The organism is Frankia sp. Allo2 (genome assembly GCF_000733325.1).
Lineage (GTDB): Bacteria > Actinomycetota > Actinomycetes > Frankiales > Frankiaceae > Frankia > Frankia casuarinae.
Window position 1 is genome coordinate 220363 of record NZ_JPHT01000002.1, and the last position, 22308, is coordinate 242670.

Consider the following 22308-nt stretch of genomic DNA (forward strand, 5'->3'; position numbering starts at 1 on the left):
ACCCCTCGCCAGACGGCCGTGCGCCTCGGCGTCAGCCGTCTCTTGCCGTCCACCATCGCTTACCCATGGTGATGTCGGGACGAGTGGGCCGGGTGTCCTGTTACAGTCGCCTAACCGACCTCGGCGACCGGCCGGGGGAGGCGATCCGCACCGGGCAGGATGTCCACTTCCCGTCGGTCCGCAATCCCAGCAGGAGGAGCCGTGCTCACCGCCTTCACGCGGGCATTCCGCACGCCTGACCTGCGCAAGAAGCTGCTGTTCACCGTCGGTATCGTGATGCTGTTCCGGTTCGGCAGCGTCATGCCGTCGCCGGGTGTCTCGACGTCCGCAGTGAACACCTGCCTGGACTCGGCGAGTGCCGACAGCAGCAACGTCTACTCGCTGATCAACCTGTTCAGTGGTGGGGCTCTGCTGCAGCTGTCCATCTTCGCGCTTGGCATCATGCCGTACATCACATCGAGTATCATCATTCAGTTGCTCGTTGTGGTGATCCCTCGGCTGGAGCAGCTGAAGAAGGAGGGCAGCTCGGGCGAGCAGAAGCTTACGCAGTACACCCGGTACCTGACGATCGCCCTCGGTCTTCTGCAGGCCACCGGCATCGTGGCGCTGGCCCGCAGCGGCCGGCTGTTCCCCAGCTGTTCGGCCGCCATCATCCCGGACACGAGCCTGTTCCGGATCGCGACGATTGTCATCACGATGACGGCGGGTACCTCGGTCATCATGTGGATGGGTGAGTTGATCACCACCCGGGGGGNCGGTAACGGCATGTCGCTGCTGATCTTCACCTCGATCGCGGCAAGGCTTCCCTCCGAGGGCGGACGCATCCTCCAGGTCGCCGGCGGTGTGGTGTTTAGCCTGGTGCTCCTGCTCGGTCTCGCGATCGTCGTGTTCGTCGTGTTCGTCGAGCAGTCTCAGCGTCGCATCCCGGTCCAGTACGCCAAACGCCTGATCGGGCGGCGGATGTACGGCGGGACGTCGACCTACCTGCCGATCAAGGTCAACCAGGCCGGGATCATCCCCGTCATCTTCGCGTCCTCGCTGCTGCAGCTCCCTCAACTCGCCGGGCAGGTATGGAGCAACCGGAGCTTCCAGGACTTCGAGCAAAGATATCTCTCCAGGGGAGACCATCCACTCTATCTGGTGACATACTTCGCACTCATCATCTTCTTCACCTATTTTTATGTTGCGATCACCTTCAACCCAACGGAGGTCGCGGACAACATGAAGAAGNATGGTGGGTTCATCCCCGGGATCAGGCCGGGGAACCCGACGGCGGAGTACCTCAAACATGTACTCGACCGGATCACGCTCCCGGGATCGCTGTTCCTTGGCGTGATCACGGTCCTTCCGTTGGCACTGTTGAACCTGACCAAGGACCAGCCGTTCCCCTTCGCGGGCACGTCGGTCCTGATCATGGTGGGGGTTGGGCTGGAAACCGTGAAGCAGATCGAAAGCCAGCTCATGCTCCGCAATTACGAAGGTTTCCTCCGGTAGTGCGCCTCGTACTGGTCGGGCCGCCCGGTGCCGGAAAGGGCACCCAGGCCGCGTTCATTGCCCAGGCGCGGTCGATCCCTAAGATCTCCACCGGGGACATCTTCCGGGCGAACGTGCGACAGGGAACCGAACTGGGCGTCAAGGCCAAGACCTTCATGGATGCCGGTGATCTCGTACCGGACGAGATCACCATCGGTATGGTCCGCAACCGCTTGGCCGAGGACGACGCGGTCAAGGGATTCCTGCTCGATGGTTTTCCTCGTAACGTCCCGCAGGCCGAGGTGCTCGGGCAGATGCTCGATGGCATGGGGACCCGTCTGGACGTGGTGCTCGAGCTCGTCGTCGACGACGACGAGGTGGTGCGCCGGCTGTCCGGTCGGCGCACCTGTCGGAACTGCGGTCACATCTGGCACATCGACTTCGACCCGCCGTCGGTCGAAGGCGTCTGTGACCGGTGTGGTGGCGAGCTGTTCCAGCGCGACGACGATCGGTCGGAGACGGTCCGCCATCGGCTCGAGGTCTACGCGGACCAGACGGCGCCGCTGGTGGCCTACTACGCCGAAAAGGGCATCCTGATCGGTATCGACGCCACCGGACCGGTGGATAACGTCACCGACCGCGCGCTCGACGCCCTGCGGCACTACGGCGACTGAACCCGTCGGCCTGGTCCGGGCGCGGACCAGGCCGAACGTGACTCCCGTGCTTTTCGCGGAAGATCGTTGGAGCACGTCCTGCGGGGTCGGCGGCTAGCATCGGAAACGGACACAACACGAACACGGACCGGGGCGACGAGCGTGGCGCGACGAGAGCACGTCCAGATCAAGACGGCGGCAGAGATTGCCAAGATGCGGGTTGCTGGCCTGCTCGTCGCGAAGACGCTGGCGCGGCTGCGTGAGGCGGTCGTCCCCGGGGTCACCACGGCCGAGCTGGACGCCCTTGCCGAGAAGACGATCCGGGACGACGGCGGTATCCCGTCCTTCAAGGGCTATGCCCAGCCGCCGTATCCGGCCTCGATCTGCAGCTCGGTCAACAACGAGGTAGTGCACGCCATCCCCACCCGCAAGCGGGTGCTGCGCGAGGGCGATATCATCTCGATCGACTGCGGGGCGATCGTGGACGGCTGGCACGGGGACGCCGCGATCACCGTGCCGGTCGGTGAGGTCGCCCCGGAGGTTCTCGCGATGATCGACACGTGCGAGGGCGCGCTGTGGGCGGGCCTCGCCGCAGCCCAGCTCGGCGGAAAGCTCACCGACATCAGCGCCGCCGTCGAGCGGCATGTCCGTCCACATGGCTACGGGATCGTCGACCACTACGGCGGCCACGGCATCGGCAGCGAGATGCACCAGCCCCCCCACGTGCTCAACCACGGCCGGCCTGGCCGTGGCATCCGGCTGATCGAGGGCCTTGCGCTGGCCATCGAGCCTATGATCACTATGGGGTCGCCGGACACGGCCGTGCTCCCCGACGACTGGACCGTCGTGACCCGCGACGGCAGCCTCGCCGCCCACACCGAGCACTCGGTGGCAATCACTCCCCGTGGGCCGTGGGTGCTAACGGCGCCGGACGGCGGAGCGGCGAAACTCGCCGAGCTCGGGGTCGTCTGCGGGCAGCCGGCTGACGCCCCGTCCTGAACCGGCTGAACCGGCTGAGGTCGCGTCGGTCGCGTCGGCCCTTGACGGGGGTCGTGTTGACCCTTGACGGGGGTCGCAGCGTACACTCTTTAGCTGGCGGTCTTCTCACGCCGGTGTGCTCCACCGTGTCGATAGCAGTCCTGTCCATGGCAGTTGCGGTCGGTGGCAGTGTGGTTGGTGGGTTCGGGCTCCTCTCGGGGTAGTTCAAGCCTCTGACCTGGGCTTTTCCGGACATTTCGGGGGGCCGACCGGTCGCGGCCGAGCCGCCGTCCCATAGTCGACGTCAGGACAGCGGAGGACATGCCGAAGAAGGACGGGGCCATCGAGATCGAAGGCCGTGTGGTGGAGCCGCTCCCGAACGCGATGTTCCGGGTGGAGCTCCAGAACGGTCATCGTGTTCTCGCCCACATCAGCGGGAAGATGCGCCAGCACTACATCCGGATCCTGCCGGAGGACCGCGTCGTGGTCGAGCTCTCGCCCTACGACCTGTCCCGCGGCCGCATCGTCTACCGCTACAAGTAGTCGATCTTTTCTCACTCGCCCGTAGCTCCACTCAATCGCCACGCGCGGCCCGCGGCTGCGCAGGAGGTCCGCAACAGCCGTGAAGGTCAAGCCCAGCGTCAAGAAGATCTGCGACAAGTGCAAGGTGATCCGTCGCCACGGGCGAGTCATGGTCATCTGCGACAACCTTCGTCACAAGCAGCGTCAGGGCTGATGTCCTGACGGGTGCGCCTCGTCCCGGCGGGTGGCACAGCACGTGCCGCCCGCCGAGATGCGGCCCACCGCATCCAAGCGATGCCAGGCGTCCTCTTCGGGACGACCCACCCCCGGTCGGAGGCCGGGGCCCGCCCGGCCCGGCGCCGGCCGGGACGGCATCGCCCGAGACCTCCGGCCGCAGGAAGGAAACATCCGTTCATGGCACGCCTCTCCGGCGTCGACCTTCCCCGCGAGAAGCGGGTTGAGATCGCTCTGACCTACATCTTCGGAATCGGCCGCAGCCGCTCCCGAGACACCCTCGCCGCCACCGCGGTCAACCCGGACACGCGTGTTCGTGATCTGAGCGAGGAAGAGATCGTCAGGCTGCGCGACTGGATCGACGCGAACTACCGGGTCGAGGGTGACCTCAACCGGGAGATCAAGCAGGACATCCGCCGCAAGATGGAGATCGGGTGCTACCAGGGGCTCCGTCACCGGCGTAACCTGCCCGTCCACGGCCAGCGCACGCACACCAACGCGCGCACCCGCAAGGGCCCGCGCCGCGCCATCGCCGGCAAGAAGAAGGCTGGCAAGAAGTAGTCAGGGTCCCCGGCGGACCGTTCGGGTCCGCCGCCGACCACTGATCGACGACCTCGTACACGGAGACCACACGCGAATATGCCTCCCAAGACGCGCGCAGCCGGCGCCAAGAAGGTCCGGCGCAAGGAAAAGAAGAACGTCGCCCACGGACACGCTCACATCAAGAGCACGTTCAACAACACGATCGTCTCCATCACCGACCCGTCCGGGAACGTGATCTCCTGGGCTTCGGCGGGTCATGTCGGCTTCAAGGGCTCCCGCAAGTCCACGCCCTTCGCCGCCCAGATGGCGGCCGAGAACGCGGCCCGCAAGGCGCAGGAGCACGGGATGCGCAAGGTCGACGTCTTCGTGAAGGGCCCGGGTTCCGGCCGGGAGACCGCGATCCNTTCCCTGCAGGCCGCGGGGCTCGAGGTCGGTGCGATCCAGGACGTCACCCCGACCCCGCACAACGGTTGCCGCCCGCCCAAGCGGCGCAGGGTGTGACCATGCGGCGAGGCGGCCGTGGCCGGGGCTCCACGCCGGCCGGTGTCGTGGCGTCGTGTTCGAGTTCGCGCCAGGAAACGAGAGAGAAGGATTAGATGGCCCGTTACACCGGCGCGGACTGCAAGCGTTGCCGCCGCGAGAAGACCAAGCTGTTCCTCAAGGGCAGCAAGTGCGACACCCCGAAGTGCCCGATCGAGATCCGGCCCTACCCGCCGGGCGAGCACGGCCGTGGCCGCACCAAGGACTCCGAGTACCTGCTGCAGAAGCGCGAGAAGCAGAAGTGCGCCCGGATCTACGGCGTGCTGGAGAAGCAGTTCCGGGGCTACTACGACGAGGCGAATCGCCGGGCCGGCAAGACCGGTGACGAGCTGCTGAAGATCCTTGAGTCGCGGCTCGACAACGTCGTGTACCGGGGTGGCTTCGCACCCTCGCGGGACGCCGCCCGTCAGGCTGTCCGGCACGGCCACGTCCAGGTGAACGGCCGCAAGGTCGACATCCCCAGCTATCGGATCAGCGAGAACGACATCGTCGAGATCGCGCCGAAGGCCCGGGAGCTCACCCCGTTCATCGTGGCCCGGGAGACCGCGGGTCAGGGTCGGGCCGTTCCAGCCTGGCTGGAGGTGATCCCGAGCCAGCTGCGGATCCTGGTGCACTCGCTGCCGGCGCGGCAGGTGATCGATACCCAGGTGCAGGAACAGCTGATCGTCGAGCTTTACTCCAAGTAAAATCTACCGGCGTCGTCCCCGCAGCCAGGGGCGGAGCACACTGGAGTCCGGGCGGGCCTCCGCCCGGACACCACCCGTGGGTGGAATGGACCGATGTTCCGCCCACCGGCTCCCGTCAGGGGGCCCGCACCACACGGCGTCATATGGCGGTCGCCGTGGTCGGAAGGACGTTCTCATGCTGATCGCTCAGCGTCCCACCCTCATCGAAGACCCGATCTCCGAGTTCCGTTCACGCTTCGTGATCGAGCCGCTGGAGCCGGGCTTCGGCTACACCCTCGGTAACTCGTTGCGCCGGACCCTGCTGTCCTCCATCCCAGGTGCCTCGGTCACCAGCATCCGCATCGACGGCGTGCTGCACGAGTTCTCCACCGTGCCCGGCGTCAAGGAGGACGTGACCGACCTGATCCTGAACCTCAAGGAACTGGTCGTCAGCTCCGACAACGACGAGCCGACCGTGATGTACCTGCGCAAGCAGGGCCCCGGCGAGGTCACGGCGGCGGACATCGCCCCGCCGGCGGGCGTCGAGGTGCACAACCCCGAGTTGCGGCTCGCCACTCTGAACGACAAGGGCAAGCTTGAGATCGAGCTGACCGTCGAGCGGGGGCGCGGGTATGTCAGCGCGGCCCAGAACAAGCAGGCCGGCCAGGAGATCGGGCGGATCCCGATCGACTCGATCTACTCGCCGGTGCTGAAGGTGACCTACAAGGTCGAGGCGACCCGCGTCGAGCAGCGGACCGACTTCGACCGGCTCATCGTTGACGTCGAGACCAAGCCGTCGATCTCCCCGCGAGATGCGATGGCCAGCGCCGGCAAGACCCTGGTCGGCCTGTTCGGGCTGGCTCAGGAGCTCAACGCCGAGGCGGAGGGCGTCGACATCGGCCCGTCCGCCGCGGACGCGGCGCTGGCGGCCGACCTTGCGCTGCCCATCGAGGAGATGGACCTGACCGTCCGCTCCTACAACTGCCTCAAGCGCGAGGGCATCCACACGATCGGCGAGCTGGTCTCCCGTAGCGAGGCCGACCTGCTCGACATCCGTAACTTCGGGCAGAAGTCGATCGATGAGGTCAAGACGAAGCTGGGCGCGATGGGCCTGCAGCTCAAGGACTCCCCGCCCGGGTTCGACCCGCGCCAGGCGGTGGACACCTACGGCACCGACGCGTACAGCCCGTCGTTCTCCGACCCGTCCGACGACGGCGCGGAGTTCATCGAGACCGAGCAGTACTGATCTCCACGAGGGCCTCCGCTTCCGGCGGGGGCCCTCGGCGACCCTCCGGTGGCGAGAGCCGCGTCCTTCGGGCGGGCAGCCTGGCTAGGCCGGTGACCAGCAGGACAGTGAAAGGAACGAGGAGCACTCATCATGCCCACGCCAACCAAGGGCGCCCGGCTCGGCGGCAGCCCCGCACATGAGCGGCTGCTGCTGGCCAACCTCGCCACCGCGCTGTTCGAGCACGGCGGCATCACCACCACCGAGGCGAAGGCCAAGCGGCTGCGTCCGTACGCCGAGCGTTTGGTGACCTTCGCCAAGCGGGGGGACCTGCACGCCCGCCGGCGTGTCATGCGCCAGGTACGCGACAACTCGGTCGTGCACACCCTGTTCACCGAGATCGGTCCGCGCTACGCGAACCGGAACGGTGGCTACACCCGGATCGTCAAGATCGGCAACCGGAAGGGTGACAACGCCCCGCTGGCCCGGATCGAGCTGGTCGAGGCGCTGACCGTCGGCCAGCAGGCCGTCAGTGAGGCCGAGCGGGCGCGGGGCACCCGTTTCGAGGCTCGTCGCAAGCCCACCGGTGCCACCGTGGAGGCTGCGGAGGAGCTGGCCCAGGAGTCGCCAACCGCGGCTGCTGTGGCAGTCGAGGCCGCGGAGCCGGCGGAGACCCCCGCCGAAGGGGCCGCCGGCAAGCCGACGACCGCGCAGACGGACGACTCCGGCATCGGGGACGACTCCGGCGCCGGGGAGCAGAACTCCGCAAACTGAGATCCGGGCCGAAGGCCGAAATCTTTGGCCGAATCTCGCGTCCTGGAGTAGATCCGCGCAGGCCCGCCGCCCATCATGGGCGGCGGGCTTTCGTTTTAGTGCCGCCGCACCGCCGCGTCGTCGCTTGCACGGGGGAGAGGCAGATGTCCGATCCGGGAGTTTCCGCGGGACGTCGTCCCGCGGGTCGCGAGGCGGCTGCCCGCCGGTGATGATGATGACCGACGGGCTGGTTCGGCTGCGGCTGGACCTCTCTTATGACGGGACGCCGTTCGCGGGATGGGCCCGCCAGCCCGGCCAACGCACCGTGCAGGGCGATGTGGAGGACGCCCTCATGCGGGTGGCGCGGTTGCCGGCGGTACGGCTCACCGTCGCCGGACGGACCGATTCGGGTGTCCACGCCGTCGGTCAGGTAGCGCACGTTGATCTCCCGGACGACGTGCCGCTCGGCGGCCTCGCGCGGCGGCTGAACGGTGTCCTGGACCGGGCCGTGCGGATCATCGGGCTCGCCCCGGCNCCNCCCGGCTTCGNCNCCAGNTTCNCCGCNCTCNCCCGCCGCTACGTCTATCGGATCACCGACGCTCCGTATGGAGCCGAACCCCTGCGGCGCTTCGACACCCTGGCCTGGCCTCGTCCGCTCGACGTGCCCGCGATGGCGGCGGCGGCGCTGTTCCTGGTCGGCGAGCATGACTTCGCCGCGTTCTGCCGGCGCCGGGAAGGCGCGACGACCGTCCGTACGCTGCTGCGCCTCGATGTGCTCCGCCGGCCTGAGGGGGTCGTCGTGGCCGACGTCGAGGCCGACGCCTTCTGCCACTCCATGGTCCGGGCGCTGGTCGGCGCCCTGCTCGCCGTCGGGGAGGGCCGCAAGCCGCCCCAATGGCCCGCGGCGGTGCTGCACCGAGGTGTCCGGGACCCCGCCGTCACCGTGGCGCCGGCACACGGCCTGACGCTGGTGGACGTGCGTTACCCGCCCGATCCTGAGCTGGCCGCCCGGGCCGAGGTCACCCGGGCCGTCCGGATTCCCCCCACGCCGTCCGGTTGAGGGGGCCCCGGTCGCCGGTGAGTCAGTGGTCGCCGGTGAGTCAGTGGTCGCCGGTGAGTCAGTGGTCGCCGGTGAGTCAGTGGCGCGGACCGTGGCCGAGTACTGCTCGGTCTCCGATGGGCTCGGTCGCGAGCGTGCTCAGATCGGTCTGGGCGTTCCGCAGCGCGGGATCGATCCCCGCACCCTGGGTGCCGTCGGTGTAGGCGACCTGCGTGTAGATGAGGTAGTGCCCGCGGGTGATCGCGCCCCGCCACGAGTTGTTCCCACCCGGGCCGGTGATCCGCGCGTTCGGAATCGAGTTGGCCGGGACGGGGAGGGGCACGATGCCACCGCGTCCCTGGTTGAGGATGTCCGCGGTGGCGGTGGCGGTGGCGAGCTTGTCGAGGACGAAGACGGTGACGCCGGCCAACACCTGGCGTTCGCCGTCCCTCGGGGTGCTGAGGAACAGCGTCCGCACCACCTGCCGGCAGCGCCGGTCCTTGAGCTGTGTGACCAGATCACCAGTGAGATCCGGGCAGCTGTTGTCCAGTTTGCGGGCGAGCCGTCGGTAGTTCCGTCCTTCGGCCTCGACCTGCTCGTCGGAGAAGNACTCGTTGGCGGTCACCGGATCGGAGTCGAGGGTCGCGCTGTCGAGGAAGCCTGCCGGGATCGGTGGGAGCGTCTGCCGGGTGGTGGGCGTCTTGTTCCCGTTGTCCCCGCTGCNCCCGTTGNCCCCGCTGCGCNCCGCCACGACCGCGACCGCCGCGATGAGGACGAGGACGGCCCCGGCGACGCCGGCCAGCAGCCGCCGAGCGCTGCGGACCCCACGGTCCCCGGCCTGGTCCTGAGTGCTCCGCCCCCACCTCGGCGGGTACGCGCCACGGGCGCTCGATGCGGCGGTGGCGGACGGTGCCGACCCGTTGATCGGATCGCCGTCGACCGGATCGCCGTCGCCGAATCCGCTGTCAGCCGCGGGGGGNGGGNGGGATTCGCCGGTTTCACCGATGAGGGTGGGACCGCCGGTAACGGCATCCGTGTCGGGGAAGACACCCGGGCGTGGGGAGACACCCGGATAGGCCGGCGTGTCCGAGTCCCGTGGACGGGATGCCGGGCGCTCATAGCGGGTCGGACCGGACGGCGGCACGGATGCGGCGCCGGTCCCGGCTGGCCCCGTGCTCAAGCTCGTGGTGGTCGGGGACGGTGTTACGTCGGGCGGCGTGGTGTCGGGCGGCGTGATCCGCAGGGAGGTCGGCTTCGGCGAGAACGAGTACGTCCGGGACCCCCCGAACAGGGGATCGTCGGCCGGGGGAGTCCAGCCGTCGAGGTCGGGGTGCGCGCCACCCGGGCGGGGAATCGTCGCCGCTGTCGGGCCCGTGGTGCCTCCCCGGCAGGCCGGACCGCCGCCCTCCGACGCGCCCTTCGACGCGCCGGCCGACCGACGGCCCTCGGCAGGCGCGGGAGACGCCCGATCATGGCAGGCGCCTCCGGACAGCGGGGTCGGCCCCTCGTGCCCGGGGGCCCCGGGCCCCTCGCGCCCGTCAGATCGCCCGCTGCCCATCTCCGTCATCCTGGTGAGAATAGCCAGGTTGTCGGCGGGATTCAGCGCGGTCAGGTGTCCATGGTCGGTGGCCGGACCGACTGCATGTCCGTACTCCCGGTGCTCTCCCGTACTCCCGTACTCCCGATACTCCAGCCTTCCGTGCCCCCCGGTGGACCGCTTCGATCGCCTGGTAACCTCAAAGACTGCTGCGCGTGACACGTCCCGTCTGCGCGCTCCACATTCTTGACGAGATCCGCGAGAGGCCCCTTGGGAGTCTCCTGGCGGGATCGTCCGAACGAGAAGGCAGACCTGTGCGCACGTACCAGCCCAAGCCCGCGGATGTCCAGCGTGTGTGGCACGTCATCGATGCCACCGACGTGGTGCTCGGTCGGCTGGCGACCCAGGCCGCCACGCTCCTGCGTGGAAAGCACAAGCCGTACTTCGCTCCGCATATCGACACCGGCGACTTCGTCGTCGTGATCAACGCGGGTAAGGTCGCCCTGAGCGGGAACAAGCGGGAGCAGGCCCAGTACCACCGGCACTCCGGCTTCCCGGGCGGTCTGCGCAGCACCTCCTACGGGGAGCTGCTNGACACCCGTCCGCAGATCATCGTCGAGAAGGCGATCAAGGGCATGCTGCCGAAGAACAAGCTCGGCCGAGCCCAGGGGACCAAGCTGAAGGTCTATGCGGGTCCGACTCACCCGCACCAGGCGCAGCAGCCCACCCCGTTCGAGATCATCCAGGTCGCGCAGTAGCCGCGGACCTCCTGAGCCGGTCGCCGGGCGGGCTCTTCCCGCCCGGCGGTATCGGCCCCGGGAACCACGCATCAACCGAGGAAGGAACGCGACGTGGCTGTCGTGACCGACGTACAGGGCAATCCCCGCGCCACCGGGCGGCGCAAGGAGGCGGTCGTCCGGGTGCGTCTGCTCCCGGGGACCGGGCAGTGGACGCTCAACGGGCGCACGCTTGAGCAGTATTTCCCGAACAAGGTGCACCAGCAGCTCGTCAACGAGCCGCTCAAGGCACTGGATCGGATGGAGTCGTACGACATCGTCGCCCGGCTGCACGGCGGCGGCGTCTCCGGGCAGGCCGGTGCGCTGCGGCTCGCCCTCGCCCGCGCGTTGACGCTGGCGGAGGAGGAGTCCCGGCCTACCCTGAAGAAGGCCGGCTTCCTGACCCGTGACGCTCGGGTCAAGGAGCGTAAGAAGTACGGGCTCAAGAAGGCCCGCAAGGCTCCGCAGTACAGCAAGCGCTGACCTTGGATCCCCTTCGCGGGCGTGCCCCCGGAGGCGTGCTCCCGGAGGGGATCGGTGCCACCGGTGCCCCCCTCGGTCTCCGCCACGATCTTCGACGAGGGAGACCTCAATGGTGAGGCTCTTTGGCACCGACGGCGTCCGAGGTGTCGCCAACATCGATCTGACCGCGGAGCAGGCGTTGTCGCTGGCTTCCGCGGCGGTCGAGGTCCTCGCTGGGCCGAACCGGACCAGCGGGCCCTCCGGCCGCGGTAAGCCGGTAGTGGTCGTCGGCCGGGACACGCGGCCCTCCGGGGAGTTCCTGGAGGCCGCGGTGGTCGCCGGGCTCGCGGCCTCCGGTGCCGACGTGGCCCGGATCGGGGTGGCACCCACGCCCGCGGTGGCTCACGCCGTCGCGGCCAGCGGCGCGATGTTCGGCGTCATGCTCTCCGCCAGCCATAACCCGATGCCGGACAACGGCATCAAGCTGTTCGCCGCCGGCGGCCTCAAACTGCCCGACGAGGTCGAGGATGCCATCGAGCGGCGGATGGCCCTACCTCCCAGCCGCCGTCCCGTCGGCGCCGACGTCGGTCGGGTCCGCGACGAACCGGTTCTCCTCGACCGGTATGCGGCGCATCTGCTGGCCACGCTGCCGGTGCCGCTCGACGGCCTGCGGGTCGTCGTCGACTGTGCCCAGGGCGCCGCCTCCACCTTGGCCCCTCGGGTGCTGCGGGCGGCCGGAGCCGACGTCGTCGCGCTGCACGCCGACGGCGACGGGATAGCGATCAACGACGGCAGCGGTGCCACCCATCTCGACAGCCTGCGTGCCGCGGTCGTGGCGCACGGCGCCGACGTCGGCATCGCCCATGACGGCGACGCGGACCGTTGCCTCGCCGTGGACGCGACCGGTGAGGTCGTCGACGGCGACCAGATCCTGGCGATGTGTGCTCTGGCGCTGGCCGAGCGGGGTGAGCTGGTCGACGACACGGTGGTGGTCACCGTGATGTCGAATCTGGGCTTTCACCACGCGATGCGGGAGGCCGGTATCACCGTCGTCACTACACCCGTCGGAGATCGGTACGTGCTGGAGACGATGCGCGCCGGAGGCTACGTGCTCGGCGGTGAGCAGAGCGGGCACGTGGTGTTCCTGGACCACGCGACGACCGGCGATGGGTTGTTGACGGCGTTGCGGATCCTGGGCCGGGTCGCCGAGACCGGACAACCGCTCGGCGAGCTCACCAAGGCGATGACCCGGCTGCCCCAGGTGTTGGTGAACGTGCGTGGCGTCGACCGGACACAGGTGGACACCAATGAGGAACTGCTGCGGGCCGTCGCCCTGGCCAAGGCGGAACTCGGTGACGAGGGTCGGGTGCTGCTGCGGTCGTCCGGCACCGAACCCCTCGTGCGGGTGATGGTCGAGGCGGGCACCGACGCCGCCGCGCGGGCGGTCGCACAGCGGCTCGCCGCCGTCGTGCGCACCGCGTTGCCGCCGGCGCGCTGACCGATCCCGCCGCTGACCGATCCCGCCGCTGACCGATCCCGCCGCTGACCGGTCCCGCCGCGGCCACAAGCGGACACCTTGCCCCGAGCCTCCCCCGGTACGCTCTCACCCCCGGGAACCTGCGTACGCTGAGCCGCATGTGCGGGATCATCGGTTACGTCGGCGACCAGGCGGCCCTGGATGTCGCGTTGAACGGTCTGCGGCGGTTGGAGNACCGCGGNTACGACTCGTCGGGNGTCGCCGTGGNCGGCGCCGGGGCACTGCGGACGGCGCGTCGTGCCGGCAAGCTGTCCAACCTCGAGAAGCTGCTCGCCGAGAATCCGGATTCCAGGCCGATGCCCGGCACCACAGGCATGGGGCATACCCGGTGGGCCACGCATGGTGGACCAACCGACGCGAATGCCCATCCGCACACCGACTGCACCGGCGCCATCGCCGTCATCCACAACGGGATCATCGAGAACTTCGCCGCGTTGCGGGTCGAGCTGGAGACGGTCGGCCACGAGCTCGCCAGTGAGACCGACACGGAGGTCGTCGCCCATCTCCTCGAAGTCGAGCTTGCCGGCACCGGCACCGGCACCGGCACCGGTGCTGGTGCTGGTGCTGGTGCCGACCGCGGGTACGACGGGGGCGCGCATCCGCTGACCGTCGCGCTGCGACGGGTCTGCCGGCGGCTGGAAGGCGCGTTCACCCTGGTCGTGCTGCACCGCGACTTCCCGGAGGTGGTTGTCGGGGCCCGGCGTAACAGCCCGCTGGTCGTGGGGCTCGGTCAGGGGGAGACCTTCCTCGCCAGCGACGTCTCGGCCTTCATCGCCCACACCCGGGAGGCGCTGGAGATCGGGCAGGATCAGGTGGTCGAGGCCCGCCGGGACGGTGCGACGGTGACCGACTTCGGCGGCCAGATCATCGAGGGTCGGCGCTACCACGTCGACTGGGATGCCAGCGCCGCCGAGAAGGGCGGCTACCCGTACTTCATGCTCAAGGAGATCAGCGAGCAGCCGACCGCCCTGGCAGACACGCTGCGCGGTCGGCTTTCCGCCGACGGTGCGATCGTGCTCGACGAGGAGCGGCTGTCTGGCCAGGATTTCCGGGACGTGGACAAGGTCTTCATCGTCGCCTGCGGCACCGCCTACCACGCCGGCCTCATCGCGAAGTACGCAATCGAGCACTGGACCAGGCTGCCCTGCGAGGTCGAGATGGCTTCGGAGTTTCGCTACCGCGACCCGGTGCTCGACCGGTCCACCCTCGTCATCGCGATCAGCCAGAGCGGCGAGACGCTGGACACGCTGATGGCGGTCAAACACGCGCGCGAGCAGAAGGCGCGGGTGCTGGCCATCTGCAACACCAACGGTTCTACGATCCCTCGGGAGTCCGATGCGGTGCTGTACACCCGCTGCGGCCCGGAGGTGGGGGTCGCGTCCACCAAGACCTTCCTCGGGCAGGTCGCCGCGTGCCTTCTCGTCGGCCTGTTCTTGGCCCAGGTGCGCGGCGTGCTCTACGGCGACGAGGTCGCCGCGTACGTCGAGCGGCTCCAGCGCATGCCCGAGCTGATCGAACGGACGCTGGGAACGGTCGAGCCGGTGCGGGAGCTCGCCCGCGCCCTGGCCGACGCGAAGGCGGTGCTATTCCTCGGTCGTCATGTGGGGTACCCGGTGGCCCTGGAAGGGGCCCTCAAGCTCAAGGANCTCGCCTACATGCACGCCGAGGGGTTCCCGGCGGGGGAGCTCAAGCACGGGCCGATCGCGCTCATCGAGCCCGGCCTGCCGGTGTTCGTCGTTGTGCCGTCCCCGCGGGGTCGTGCCAACCTGCACGGAAAGATCGTTTCCAACATCCAGGAGGTCCGGGCGCGTGGCGCCCGCACGATCGTGATCGCGGAAGAGAGCGACACCGCCGTCGAACCGTTCGCCGATCATCTCATCCGCGTGCCCGCGACCGCGTCGCTGTTCGCGCCCCTGGTCACGACGCTACCGCTGCAGGTCTTCGCGTGCGAGCTGGCGCTTGCGCGCGGCCTCGATGTCGATCAGCCGCGTAACCTGGCGAAGTCGGTGACAGTCGAGTAAGCCCTTCCCCACACGGCGCCTTCCCCACACGGCGCCTTCCCCACACGGCGCCTTCGGCGCAGTGTGGGGGCCCCTGGCATCGGGCGCCGTTCGGGGTTTCTGTCAGCTCGCCTTCGGCGAGCTTCCTGGGGTAGTCGACGGCGCCTTCGGCGCAGTGTGGGGCCCCTGGCATCGGGCTGCGGGGGCTCGGGCCTGCGGGTCAGGGGCCTGCCGGTCAGGTGGACGGCGTCGCTCCGTGCTGACGGCCGTGCCAGGCGACCGTCGCCTCCCACAGCGCATCGGCGACGGCGTCGTTGTCGTCGGCGGCGTCGAGCAGGGTCTCGACAAGTTCGGCGCGAGGGGCGCGGCTGAGGAAGACGCGCATCGCGGCGTGGACCGGGTCGTCGGTGAAGAGGGTCTCCTCGCCGAGGATCGTGCCGTCCTCCCCCTCGTCGTCCTCGGCGAGCCCCGCCGAGCCGGTGGCCACGAGGGCGACCGCGACCGCGTGCCGGCAGAACGAGCCGGTGGATCCCTCGGTGCAGGTACAGCCCGTCCGTGGCCCGTCGTCGGCCGCCTCCAGGCGGACCTCGTACGAACCGTCGTCGTCCACCGTGCCGGATGCGTTGGTGGGGCGGATACGGAGTTGTTCGACTCGACCGAGAAGAGCCAGATTCACCCCTTCCATGAAGACGTCGGTGCCGGCGTGCTGTGCGCAGGCGCGTTCCTCGAAGGCTGCCTCGAGCGGGGTGACGGCGTCTCCGCCGTGCCCGTTCTCCCCGGACCCCGAAATGATCACTGCTCAATCCTACGGAATTCGCGCGGTTCGGGGATGCCTAGCCGAGTAGGTCTTGTCATCGATTGCATCGCGATATATCGTGAGCCTACGTGATGGAGCGTGAGCGGATTGCTCCGGTCGCGCCGATTCGAAGGGAATGATCATGGTTTCACAGGTGATGCCGGGCCCATGGGGCCACTGGGGATGCGAGGCCGGGTTCGGCCCGTCCCGGCTGCGGGACTTCTTCGAGGCGATGAGCGCTTGGGGGCAGTGTGGTGGCCGGTCGGAGGCGGTGGCCGGCGAGCAGGACCACCCCGAGAGCGGTCGGGCCGGTCGCGTCGGCCGTGGCGGCCACGGTGGGCATCGTGAGCACGGTGGGCATCGTGAGCACGGTGGGCATCGTGAGCACGGTGGGCACGCGGGAGGCGGGCCGAGAGGCCGCCGGGGCGGACCGGGCTGGCCGTTCGGCGGCTTTCCCGGTCCGGGGTTCGGTCCGGGCTTCGGCGGCCCCGGCTTCGGTGGCCCCGGCAGCTTCGGCGGCCGTGGGCCGAAGGTGGGGCGGGGCGACGTCCGGGAGGCGCTGCTCGCGCTGCTGGCCGAGGAGCCCATGCACGGCTACCAGATGATCCGCGAGCTTGCGGAGCGCAGCGGTGGCATCTGGCGGCCGAGCCCGGGGTCGGTCTACCCGGTCCTGTCACTGCTGGCCGACGAGGGTCTCGTGCGCGCGGAGGAGGCGGAGGGCAAGCGAGTCTTCCATCTCACCGACGCCGGGCGGGCGCACGTCGAGGCACGCGCAGGGGAGCGCAAGCCGTGGGAGACTGCTGCGGCGGCGGTCGATGACGATCTCACCAGTTTGCGAACGCTGGCGTTCGCCGTCGGTGCGGCCATCGTCCAGGTGGCCCAGGCCGGAGACGAAGCGCAGATCGCCGCGGCGCGGTCCCTGCTCGCCGAGACCCGCCGTGGTCTCTACCGGATCCTCGCCGGGGACGACGTCGAGCCCCCGATGAGACCGGAGGGTGCCGCCACGGGCACCGGCGCGGACAAGGGCCGCACCGCTCCCGATGGCGACAGCTAAGGACGACGGCAACGGCGGATCGGCCCCAGGGCGGGCTGCGACGCACTGATCGACGAAGCGTTGATCAGCGGGGCGCGGGCGCCCTCGGCGAGATGGGCGTGAACCGGCTGGCGGGGACCTCACGGCCACCCCGGTGCCGACGGCGGCGCAACACCGCGTTTGTGGGAACCTTTCCGGGTGGCGGTGGTGGGCGTCGGAGTGGACGTGGTGGATGTCGACCGGTTCGCCGCGACGCTGGCGCGCACGCCGGGCATCGCGATGAGGCTGTTCACCGCGACCGAACGCGGCCTCGCCCGGCCTGAGCGGTTGGCTGCCCGGTTTGCGGCGAAGGAGGCGGTCGCCAAGGTTCTCGGCGCACCCCCCGGTCTCGAGTGGCACGACACCGAGGTTGTTCTCGGTACCGGGGGGCGACCGTCGTTACGGATCATCGGCACGGTGGCCGCCGCGGCGGCCCGGCTCGGCATCGCGTCCTGGCACCTCTCGCTCACCCACGACGGCGGCGTGGCCGTGGCGATGGTCGTCGCCGAGACCTGAGCACGGTCGGGTCCGGTGGGTCCGGTGGGTCCGTGCCGGCCTGTCGGGCGCCCGCGGATCGGAGCGGGGCAGCATGTCGGCATGCGCAATGCCCATACGGTCGAACAGGTTCGAGGTGCCGAGGCGCCGCTGCTCGCCTCGCTGCCCCCCGGCGCTCTGATGCAGCGGGCGGTGCACGGGCTCGTCGCGCACGCCGCACGACGCCTCGGGCGGGTCTACGGTGCCCGCGTCGTCGTGCTCGCCGGCGGTGGCGACAACGGTGGTGACGCCCTCTGGGCCGGAGCGCGGCTGGCCGCCCGAGGGGCGCGGATTGATGCGGTGGCACCCGGCCGCACCCACCCGGAAGGCACCGCAGCCCTGCTTGCGGCCGGTGGCCGACTGCACCATCCGGGTCCGGTGGTGGGCGCGGGCGGTCCGGCGGGTGCGGGGCAGCCGATCGACGATGAGCGGCTGCGTATCCTGTTCGCCGCCGCCGATCTGGTGCTGGACGGGTTGCTCGGCATCGGGGGCCGGGGCGGGCTGCGCGAGCCGTACGCCCGGCTCGCCGTTCTGGCACCCCCCGAACGGACGGTGGCGGTCGACGTCCCCAGCGGGGTGGACGCGGACACCGGGGCCGTCGCGGGGCCGGCGGTCCGGGCGAGCAGTACCGTCACCTTCGGTACCCGCAAACGCGGCCTGTGGCTCATGCCCGGTGCCGCCCACACCGGCCCCGTCGAGCTGGTCGACATCGGACTGGACCTGCCTGAACCCGACCTGTGCGCTCTCGACGACGCCGACGTCGCCGCGGCATTGCCCGTTCCCAGCCCGACGGCGTCCAAGTACAGTCGCGGGGTCCTCGGCCTCGTCGCCGGCAGCGACGCCTATCCGGGCGCCGCGGTGCTCGCGGTCGGCGGCGCGCTGCGTGGTGGCGCCGGGTACCTGCGGGTAGTGACCGCGGGGCACGCCGAGAAGGTCGCGGGCGAGGCCGTCGGCGCGGTCGTGAGCAGGGCCGGCGATTTCGTGCGGATGGCGCATCCCGAGGCCGTCGTGACCGTCATCGAGGCCGGTGACGCCGACACGATGCTGGCCGCCGGCCGGGTCCAGGCCTGGGCGATCGGCCCAGGCCTGGCGCCGGGACCCGCGGTCCGTACCCTGCTGACGGCGTTGCTGGCGACGGACCTTCCGGTCCTGGTCGACGCGGGGGGCCTCGACCCGCTTGCCGAGATCATCGCGGCGCGGCCCGCCGTCGCCGAGCGGGCGGCGCCGGTGCTGATCACACCGCATGAGGGCGAGTTCCAGCGGTTCGTCTCGGTCGCCCTTGGCCGGGACGCGCAGGCCACCGTCGCCGAACTCGCCGACGATCGGCTCGCTGTTCTCCGGCGGGCCGCGGCGGCGACGGGAGCGGTGATCCTGCTCAAGGGCGCCCGCACACTCGTCGTGCGGCCGGATGGATCGGCGCTGGTCAACACGACCGGATCGGCATGGCTGGGGACCGCCGGGACCGGTGACGTGCTGACCGGCCTGATCGGCTCGCTGCTCGCCGCCGGGCTCGCCCCCGCGACGGCCGGGGCGGTCGGCGCCTATCTGCACGGCCGGGCCGCCGAGCGGGCCCCGGCGCCGCTGGCAGCGAATGATCTGCCCGCCCTCCTGCCCCAGGTCATCGGCGACCTGCTTGACCGGCGACGGATGCCACGCGGAGTAGCGTGACGGCGTGACCGAACAGCGAGCCGGTTCTCCGGCCGGGAATGATCTTCGTTCCTGTGCCGTCATCGATCTCGACGCGGTCCGCACGTCGGTGACCGCCCTCGTCGCCCGGGCAGGCGACGCCGCCACCATGGCGGTCGTCAAGGCTGACGGCTACGGCCACGGCATGATCCCGTGCGCACGGGCGGCCCTGGAGGGCGGGGCCACCTGGCTCGGCACGGCGTTCCTTGAGGAGGCGCTCGCCCTGCGCGCGGCCGGGTTCACCGTCCCGGTGCTGTCCTGGCTCGCGGCGCCCGGTGAATCGTTCGCCGCCGCCATCGCCGCGGATGTCGACCTGTCCGCGTCCGCGGGCTGGGCGCTCGAGGAGGCCGCCGCCGCGGCCCGGCGGACCGGCCGTACCGCCCGGGTGCACCTCAAGGCGGACACGGGCCTCGGCCGGGCGGGAGCCACGGAGGCCGACTGGCCGGCGCTGTGCGACGCCGGGGCGGCACTCGAGGCCGAGGGCGTGATCGAGGTGATCGGTGTGTGGAGCCACTTCGCGTTCGCCGACGCCCCCGGGCATCCCACGGTGCAGGGTCAGATCGGGCGTTTCCGGGATGCGATCGACATCGCCACGAAGGCGGGGCTACACCCGTCCGTGCGGCATCTGGCGAACTCGGCGGCTACCCTGGTCAGCCCGGAGGCGCATTTCGACCTGGTTCGACCGGGAGTGTCCGTTTACGGACTGTCCCCGGGTCCGGAGATCGGGCCGCCGGCGGCCTTTGGCCTGCGCCCCGCGATGACGCTGACGACGCACGCCGCGTTGACCAAGCGGGTACCGGCGGGAANCGNCNTCTCCTACGCGCACCGGTACACGACAACACGCGAGACGACGCTCGCCGTGGTGCCGCTGGGCTACGCCGACGGCATCCCCAGGTCCGCGACGAACACCGCGGAGGTGCTGTTCGGCGGGCGGCGCCGACGCATCGCCGGCACGGTCTGCATGGATCAGTTCGTCCTCGACGTGGGTGACGACCAGGTGGCGGCCGGCGACGAGGTGCTGCTCTTCGGCCCCGGCGACCGCGGCGAACCGACCGCGGACGACTGGGCCGCGGCGCTGGGCACCATCAACTATGAGATCGTCAGCNGGGTNGGGGCTNGGGNCCCCCGCCGCTACGTCTGACGGCCCGCCGGGCGGCGCCGGACGAGTCGAAGATGCGGGATGCGGGATGCGGGATGCGGGCTCAGCCGCAGCCGCCGGGGCCGCAGGCACCGCCGGAACCGTGACCGCCGGTGGGCGACACGTGGCCGCCGAGCGAGCCGCGCTCCATCCGCCGACGCACGGGACGGGAGACGGCGGCCTCGCGCTCGGCCTCCTCGAGGCGGGAGCGGGNGGTCAGTGTCAGCATCACCGGCCCGGCCGGCACCGGAGCCGGAGCCGCGGCGCCGGGGCCCTCGGCCGGCTCGGTGTCGTCCGGCACCCCTAGTGCGGCGGCGCGCTCCGGGCCCGTCAGACGACGGCCTGCGCTCGCCGGGATGTCCTTGCTCCTGTGCCACCTCAGCCGCACGATCTCCGCCTCCGGTCCACACTCGCTGATCGATCTGATCCCACTGGATCCGTCCGCTCCCGGCTTCTCGATCCAGCCGATCCAGCCGATCCAGCCGGGGCGGCACTTCCACGGTAGTCGGCCCGCTCCCACCCGGTCCGGTGGACGTCGGTGCTGTGGCCTGCGCCCGGCTTGTCGTCTTCACGACATTTGTCGTCTTCGCGACGCCCGGTGCCGTCGCGACGCGTCGCACCGGCGTGGATCCGGTGCTGTGGGGCGGGGCTCATCCCCTAGACTCGGCCCGGAGTCGTGACTGGCGCATCGAGGTGGAACTGACCACCGGGGAGCGATCGAGCGGAACGGTGCCGCGCGCCTGGGCACCCCCGGCCGGATCAGACCTGCCGGAGGTCAAGGTGCATCAACCACCGATTCCCCACCTCGCCGTCGCCGATCCCGAACTCGCCGGTCTCGTCGAGGCCGAAGCCACGCGCCAGTTCTCGTCGATCAGGCTGATCGCGTCGGAGAACTACGTCTCTACCGCGGTGCTGGAGGCGTCCGGCTCCGTGCTGACCAACAAGTACTCCGAGGGCTACGTCGGTCGGCGTTACTACGAGGGCCAGCAGGTCATCGATCCGATCGAGACGCTTGCGGTCGACCGTGCCAAGGCGCTGTTCGGGGTCGAGCACGCCAACGTCCAGCCGTACTCGGGTTCCCCGGCGAACCTCGCCGTCTATCTGGCCTTCGCCGAGCCGGGGGACACCGTGATGGGCCTGTCGCTGCCGATGGGCGGCCATCTGACCCACGGCTGGAGCGTCTCCGCGACCGGCACGTGGTTCCGCAGTGTCCGGTACGGCGTGCGCGCCGACACCGGCCGCATCGACCTGGACGAGGTGCGCGACCTCGCTCTGGCCGAGCGTCCCAGGATTATTTTCTGCGGCGGTACGGCGATCCCTCGGACGATCGACTTCCCGGGGTTCGCCGCGATCGCGCGGGAGGTCGGGGCGGTGCTCGTCGCGGACATCGCGCACATCGCCGGGCTGATCGCGGGTGGGGCACACCCCTCGCCGGTGGGGCACGCCCCGGTGATCTCCACCACCACGCACAAGACGTTGCGCGGCCCGCGTGGGGCGATGCTCCTCTCCGACGCCGAGCACGCCACCGCGATCGACAAGGCGGTGTTCCCGGGCCTGCAGGGCGGGCCGCACAACCACACCACCGCGGCGATCGCCGTCGCACTGCGCGAGGCGGCGGCACCCGCGTTCCGCGACTACGCGCACGCGGTCGTGGCGAACGCCCGCGCGCTGGCCGAGGCCCTGGTGGAGCGGGGCTTCGACCTGGTCACCGGCGGTACCGACAACCATCTGATCCTGATCGACCTGACCAGCAGGGACATCGGTGGCAAGCCCGCGGCCCGGGCGCTCGACCAGGCCGGGATCGAGCTGAACTACAACGCGGTGCCCTTCGACCAGCGCAGGCCCTTCGACCCGTCCGGTATCCGGCTGGGAACCGCCGCCATCACCACCCGCGGTCTGGGGGTCGGTCACATGCCGGTGCTCGCCGGCTGGATCGACGATGTCGTCAAGGCCGCCGTGGTCGGCGACACCGCGACCATCACCCGGGTCCGGGAGCAGGTCACCGAGCTGACCGCAGCCTTCCCGATGCCGGGCTTCGCCTGAGCACGGGATCCGCGCACAGGACCGGTGATCTTCCCCGGCCGCGCATCCGACGTCCCCAGGTCCCGGCCGACGCCCCCCACGTCCCGGCCGGGGGGCCCGTCG

22 protein-coding genes and 1 riboswitch are annotated in these 22308 nt (G+C 70.3%); of the genes, 20 read left to right on the top strand and 2 right to left on the bottom strand.

Features of this window, described 5'->3' with window-relative positions:
- The first annotated feature begins 201 nt into the window (after positions 1–201).
- The 15 genes from secY to glmS all read left to right on the top strand — a co-directional run bounded on the left by secY (position 202) and on the right by glmS (position 14958).
- The gene (gene secY, locus ALLO2_RS03305; RefSeq protein ID WP_035729579.1) at positions 202–1494 is read left to right on the top strand and encodes a preprotein translocase subunit SecY; all 1293 of its coding nucleotides are present in this window, start codon (positions 202–204) and stop codon (positions 1492–1494) included.
- On the top strand, positions 1494–2147 hold the full coding sequence (locus ALLO2_RS03310) for an adenylate kinase (RefSeq protein ID WP_011435058.1): 654 nt from the start codon (positions 1494–1496) through the stop codon (positions 2145–2147). Before secY ends, ALLO2_RS03310 begins: the two co-directional genes overlap by 1 nt.
- A 141-nt stretch (positions 2148–2288) precedes the next feature.
- A complete protein-coding gene (map, locus tag ALLO2_RS03315) occupies positions 2289–3125 on the top strand; it encodes a type I methionyl aminopeptidase (RefSeq protein ID WP_011435059.1) in 837 nt (278 codons plus the stop codon).
- Between the two features lie 300 nt (positions 3126–3425).
- Positions 3426–3647: a translation initiation factor IF-1 gene (infA, locus tag ALLO2_RS03320; RefSeq protein WP_006541558.1), complete on the top strand. Its 222-nt coding sequence runs from the start codon at positions 3426–3428 to the stop codon at positions 3645–3647.
- A 79-nt stretch (positions 3648–3726) separates the two neighbouring features.
- The gene (rpmJ, locus tag ALLO2_RS23895) at positions 3727–3840 is read left to right on the top strand and encodes a 50S ribosomal protein L36 (RefSeq protein ID WP_003956441.1); all 114 of its coding nucleotides are present in this window, start codon (positions 3727–3729) and stop codon (positions 3838–3840) included.
- Between the two features lie 200 nt (positions 3841–4040).
- Complete coding sequence (rpsM, locus tag ALLO2_RS03325) at positions 4041–4421, top strand: 30S ribosomal protein S13 (RefSeq protein ID WP_011435060.1); 381 nt, start codon at positions 4041–4043, stop codon at positions 4419–4421.
- Positions 4422–4499: 78 nt separating this feature from the next.
- The gene (gene rpsK, locus ALLO2_RS03330; protein WP_035729585.1) at positions 4500–4904 is read left to right on the top strand and encodes a 30S ribosomal protein S11; all 405 of its coding nucleotides are present in this window, start codon (positions 4500–4502) and stop codon (positions 4902–4904) included.
- A 95-nt stretch (positions 4905–4999) separates the two neighbouring features.
- Positions 5000–5629 carry a 30S ribosomal protein S4 gene (rpsD, locus tag ALLO2_RS03335; RefSeq protein WP_011435062.1) on the top strand — a complete coding sequence of 210 codons (630 nt, stop codon included), beginning with the start codon at positions 5000–5002 and terminating at the stop codon, positions 5627–5629.
- A gap of 175 nt (positions 5630–5804) precedes the next feature.
- On the top strand, positions 5805–6854 hold the full coding sequence (locus tag ALLO2_RS03340; protein WP_011435063.1) for a DNA-directed RNA polymerase subunit alpha: 1050 nt from the start codon (positions 5805–5807) through the stop codon (positions 6852–6854).
- Between the two features lie 132 nt (positions 6855–6986).
- Positions 6987–7607, top strand: a complete 621-nt coding sequence (rplQ, locus tag ALLO2_RS03345) for a 50S ribosomal protein L17 (protein WP_011435064.1) — start codon at positions 6987–6989, stop codon at positions 7605–7607.
- A 214-nt stretch (positions 7608–7821) separates the two neighbouring features.
- Entirely contained in the window at positions 7822–8646 is an 825-nt protein-coding gene (gene truA / locus ALLO2_RS03350; RefSeq protein WP_198030935.1) for a tRNA pseudouridine(38-40) synthase TruA, read from the top strand.
- Positions 8647–10476: 1830 nt separating this feature from the next.
- A complete protein-coding gene (gene rplM / locus ALLO2_RS03360) occupies positions 10477–10920 on the top strand; it encodes a 50S ribosomal protein L13 (protein WP_011435067.1) in 444 nt (147 codons plus the stop codon).
- Between the two features lie 93 nt (positions 10921–11013).
- Positions 11014–11421: a 30S ribosomal protein S9 gene (gene rpsI / locus ALLO2_RS03365; protein ID WP_011435068.1), complete on the top strand. Its 408-nt coding sequence runs from the start codon at positions 11014–11016 to the stop codon at positions 11419–11421.
- Between the two features lie 109 nt (positions 11422–11530).
- Positions 11531–12898, top strand: coding sequence for a phosphoglucosamine mutase (glmM, locus tag ALLO2_RS03370; RefSeq protein ID WP_011435069.1), 1368 nt, complete (start codon positions 11531–11533; stop codon positions 12896–12898).
- Between the two features lie 137 nt (positions 12899–13035).
- Entirely contained in the window at positions 13036–14958 is a 1923-nt protein-coding gene (gene glmS / locus ALLO2_RS03375) for a glutamine--fructose-6-phosphate transaminase (isomerizing) (RefSeq protein ID WP_035729591.1), read from the top strand.
- 214 nt (positions 14959–15172) lie between these two features.
- Here the strand turns inward: glmS and ALLO2_RS03380 are convergent, their stop codons facing one another.
- A complete protein-coding gene (locus ALLO2_RS03380) occupies positions 15173–15733 on the bottom strand; it encodes an SWIM zinc finger domain-containing protein (RefSeq protein ID WP_011435071.1) in 561 nt (186 codons plus the stop codon).
- Positions 15734–15875: 142 nt separating this feature from the next.
- On the opposite strand from ALLO2_RS03380, the gene ALLO2_RS03385 reads away from it, so the two are divergent.
- From ALLO2_RS03385 to alr, 4 genes are all read left to right on the top strand, one after another.
- The gene (locus tag ALLO2_RS03385; RefSeq protein WP_023839785.1) at positions 15876–16787 is read left to right on the top strand and encodes a PadR family transcriptional regulator; all 912 of its coding nucleotides are present in this window, start codon (positions 15876–15878) and stop codon (positions 16785–16787) included.
- Positions 16788–16964: 177 nt separating this feature from the next.
- Positions 16965–17321, top strand: a complete 357-nt coding sequence (locus ALLO2_RS03390) for a holo-ACP synthase (protein WP_011435073.1) — start codon at positions 16965–16967, stop codon at positions 17319–17321.
- 81 nt (positions 17322–17402) lie between these two features.
- A complete protein-coding gene (locus tag ALLO2_RS03395) occupies positions 17403–19007 on the top strand; it encodes an NAD(P)H-hydrate dehydratase (protein ID WP_011435074.1) in 1605 nt (534 codons plus the stop codon).
- Between the two features lie 4 nt (positions 19008–19011).
- A complete protein-coding gene (gene alr, locus ALLO2_RS03400; RefSeq protein WP_035729594.1) occupies positions 19012–20166 on the top strand; it encodes an alanine racemase in 1155 nt (384 codons plus the stop codon).
- A gap of 61 nt (positions 20167–20227) precedes the next feature.
- Here alr and ALLO2_RS03405 read toward each other — a convergent pair whose 3' ends face one another.
- On the bottom strand, positions 20228–20551 hold the full coding sequence (locus tag ALLO2_RS03405; protein ID WP_035729718.1) for a hypothetical protein: 324 nt from the start codon (positions 20549–20551) through the stop codon (positions 20228–20230).
- A gap of 278 nt (positions 20552–20829) precedes the next feature.
- Positions 20830–20916, top strand: a riboswitch (ZMP/ZTP riboswitch).
- Positions 20917–20943: 27 nt separating this feature from the next.
- Between ALLO2_RS03405 and glyA the strand changes: the two genes are divergently transcribed.
- Positions 20944–22206: a serine hydroxymethyltransferase gene (gene glyA / locus ALLO2_RS03410; protein WP_011435077.1), complete on the top strand. Its 1263-nt coding sequence runs from the start codon at positions 20944–20946 to the stop codon at positions 22204–22206.
- The last annotated feature ends 102 nt before the right edge of the window (positions 22207–22308 follow it).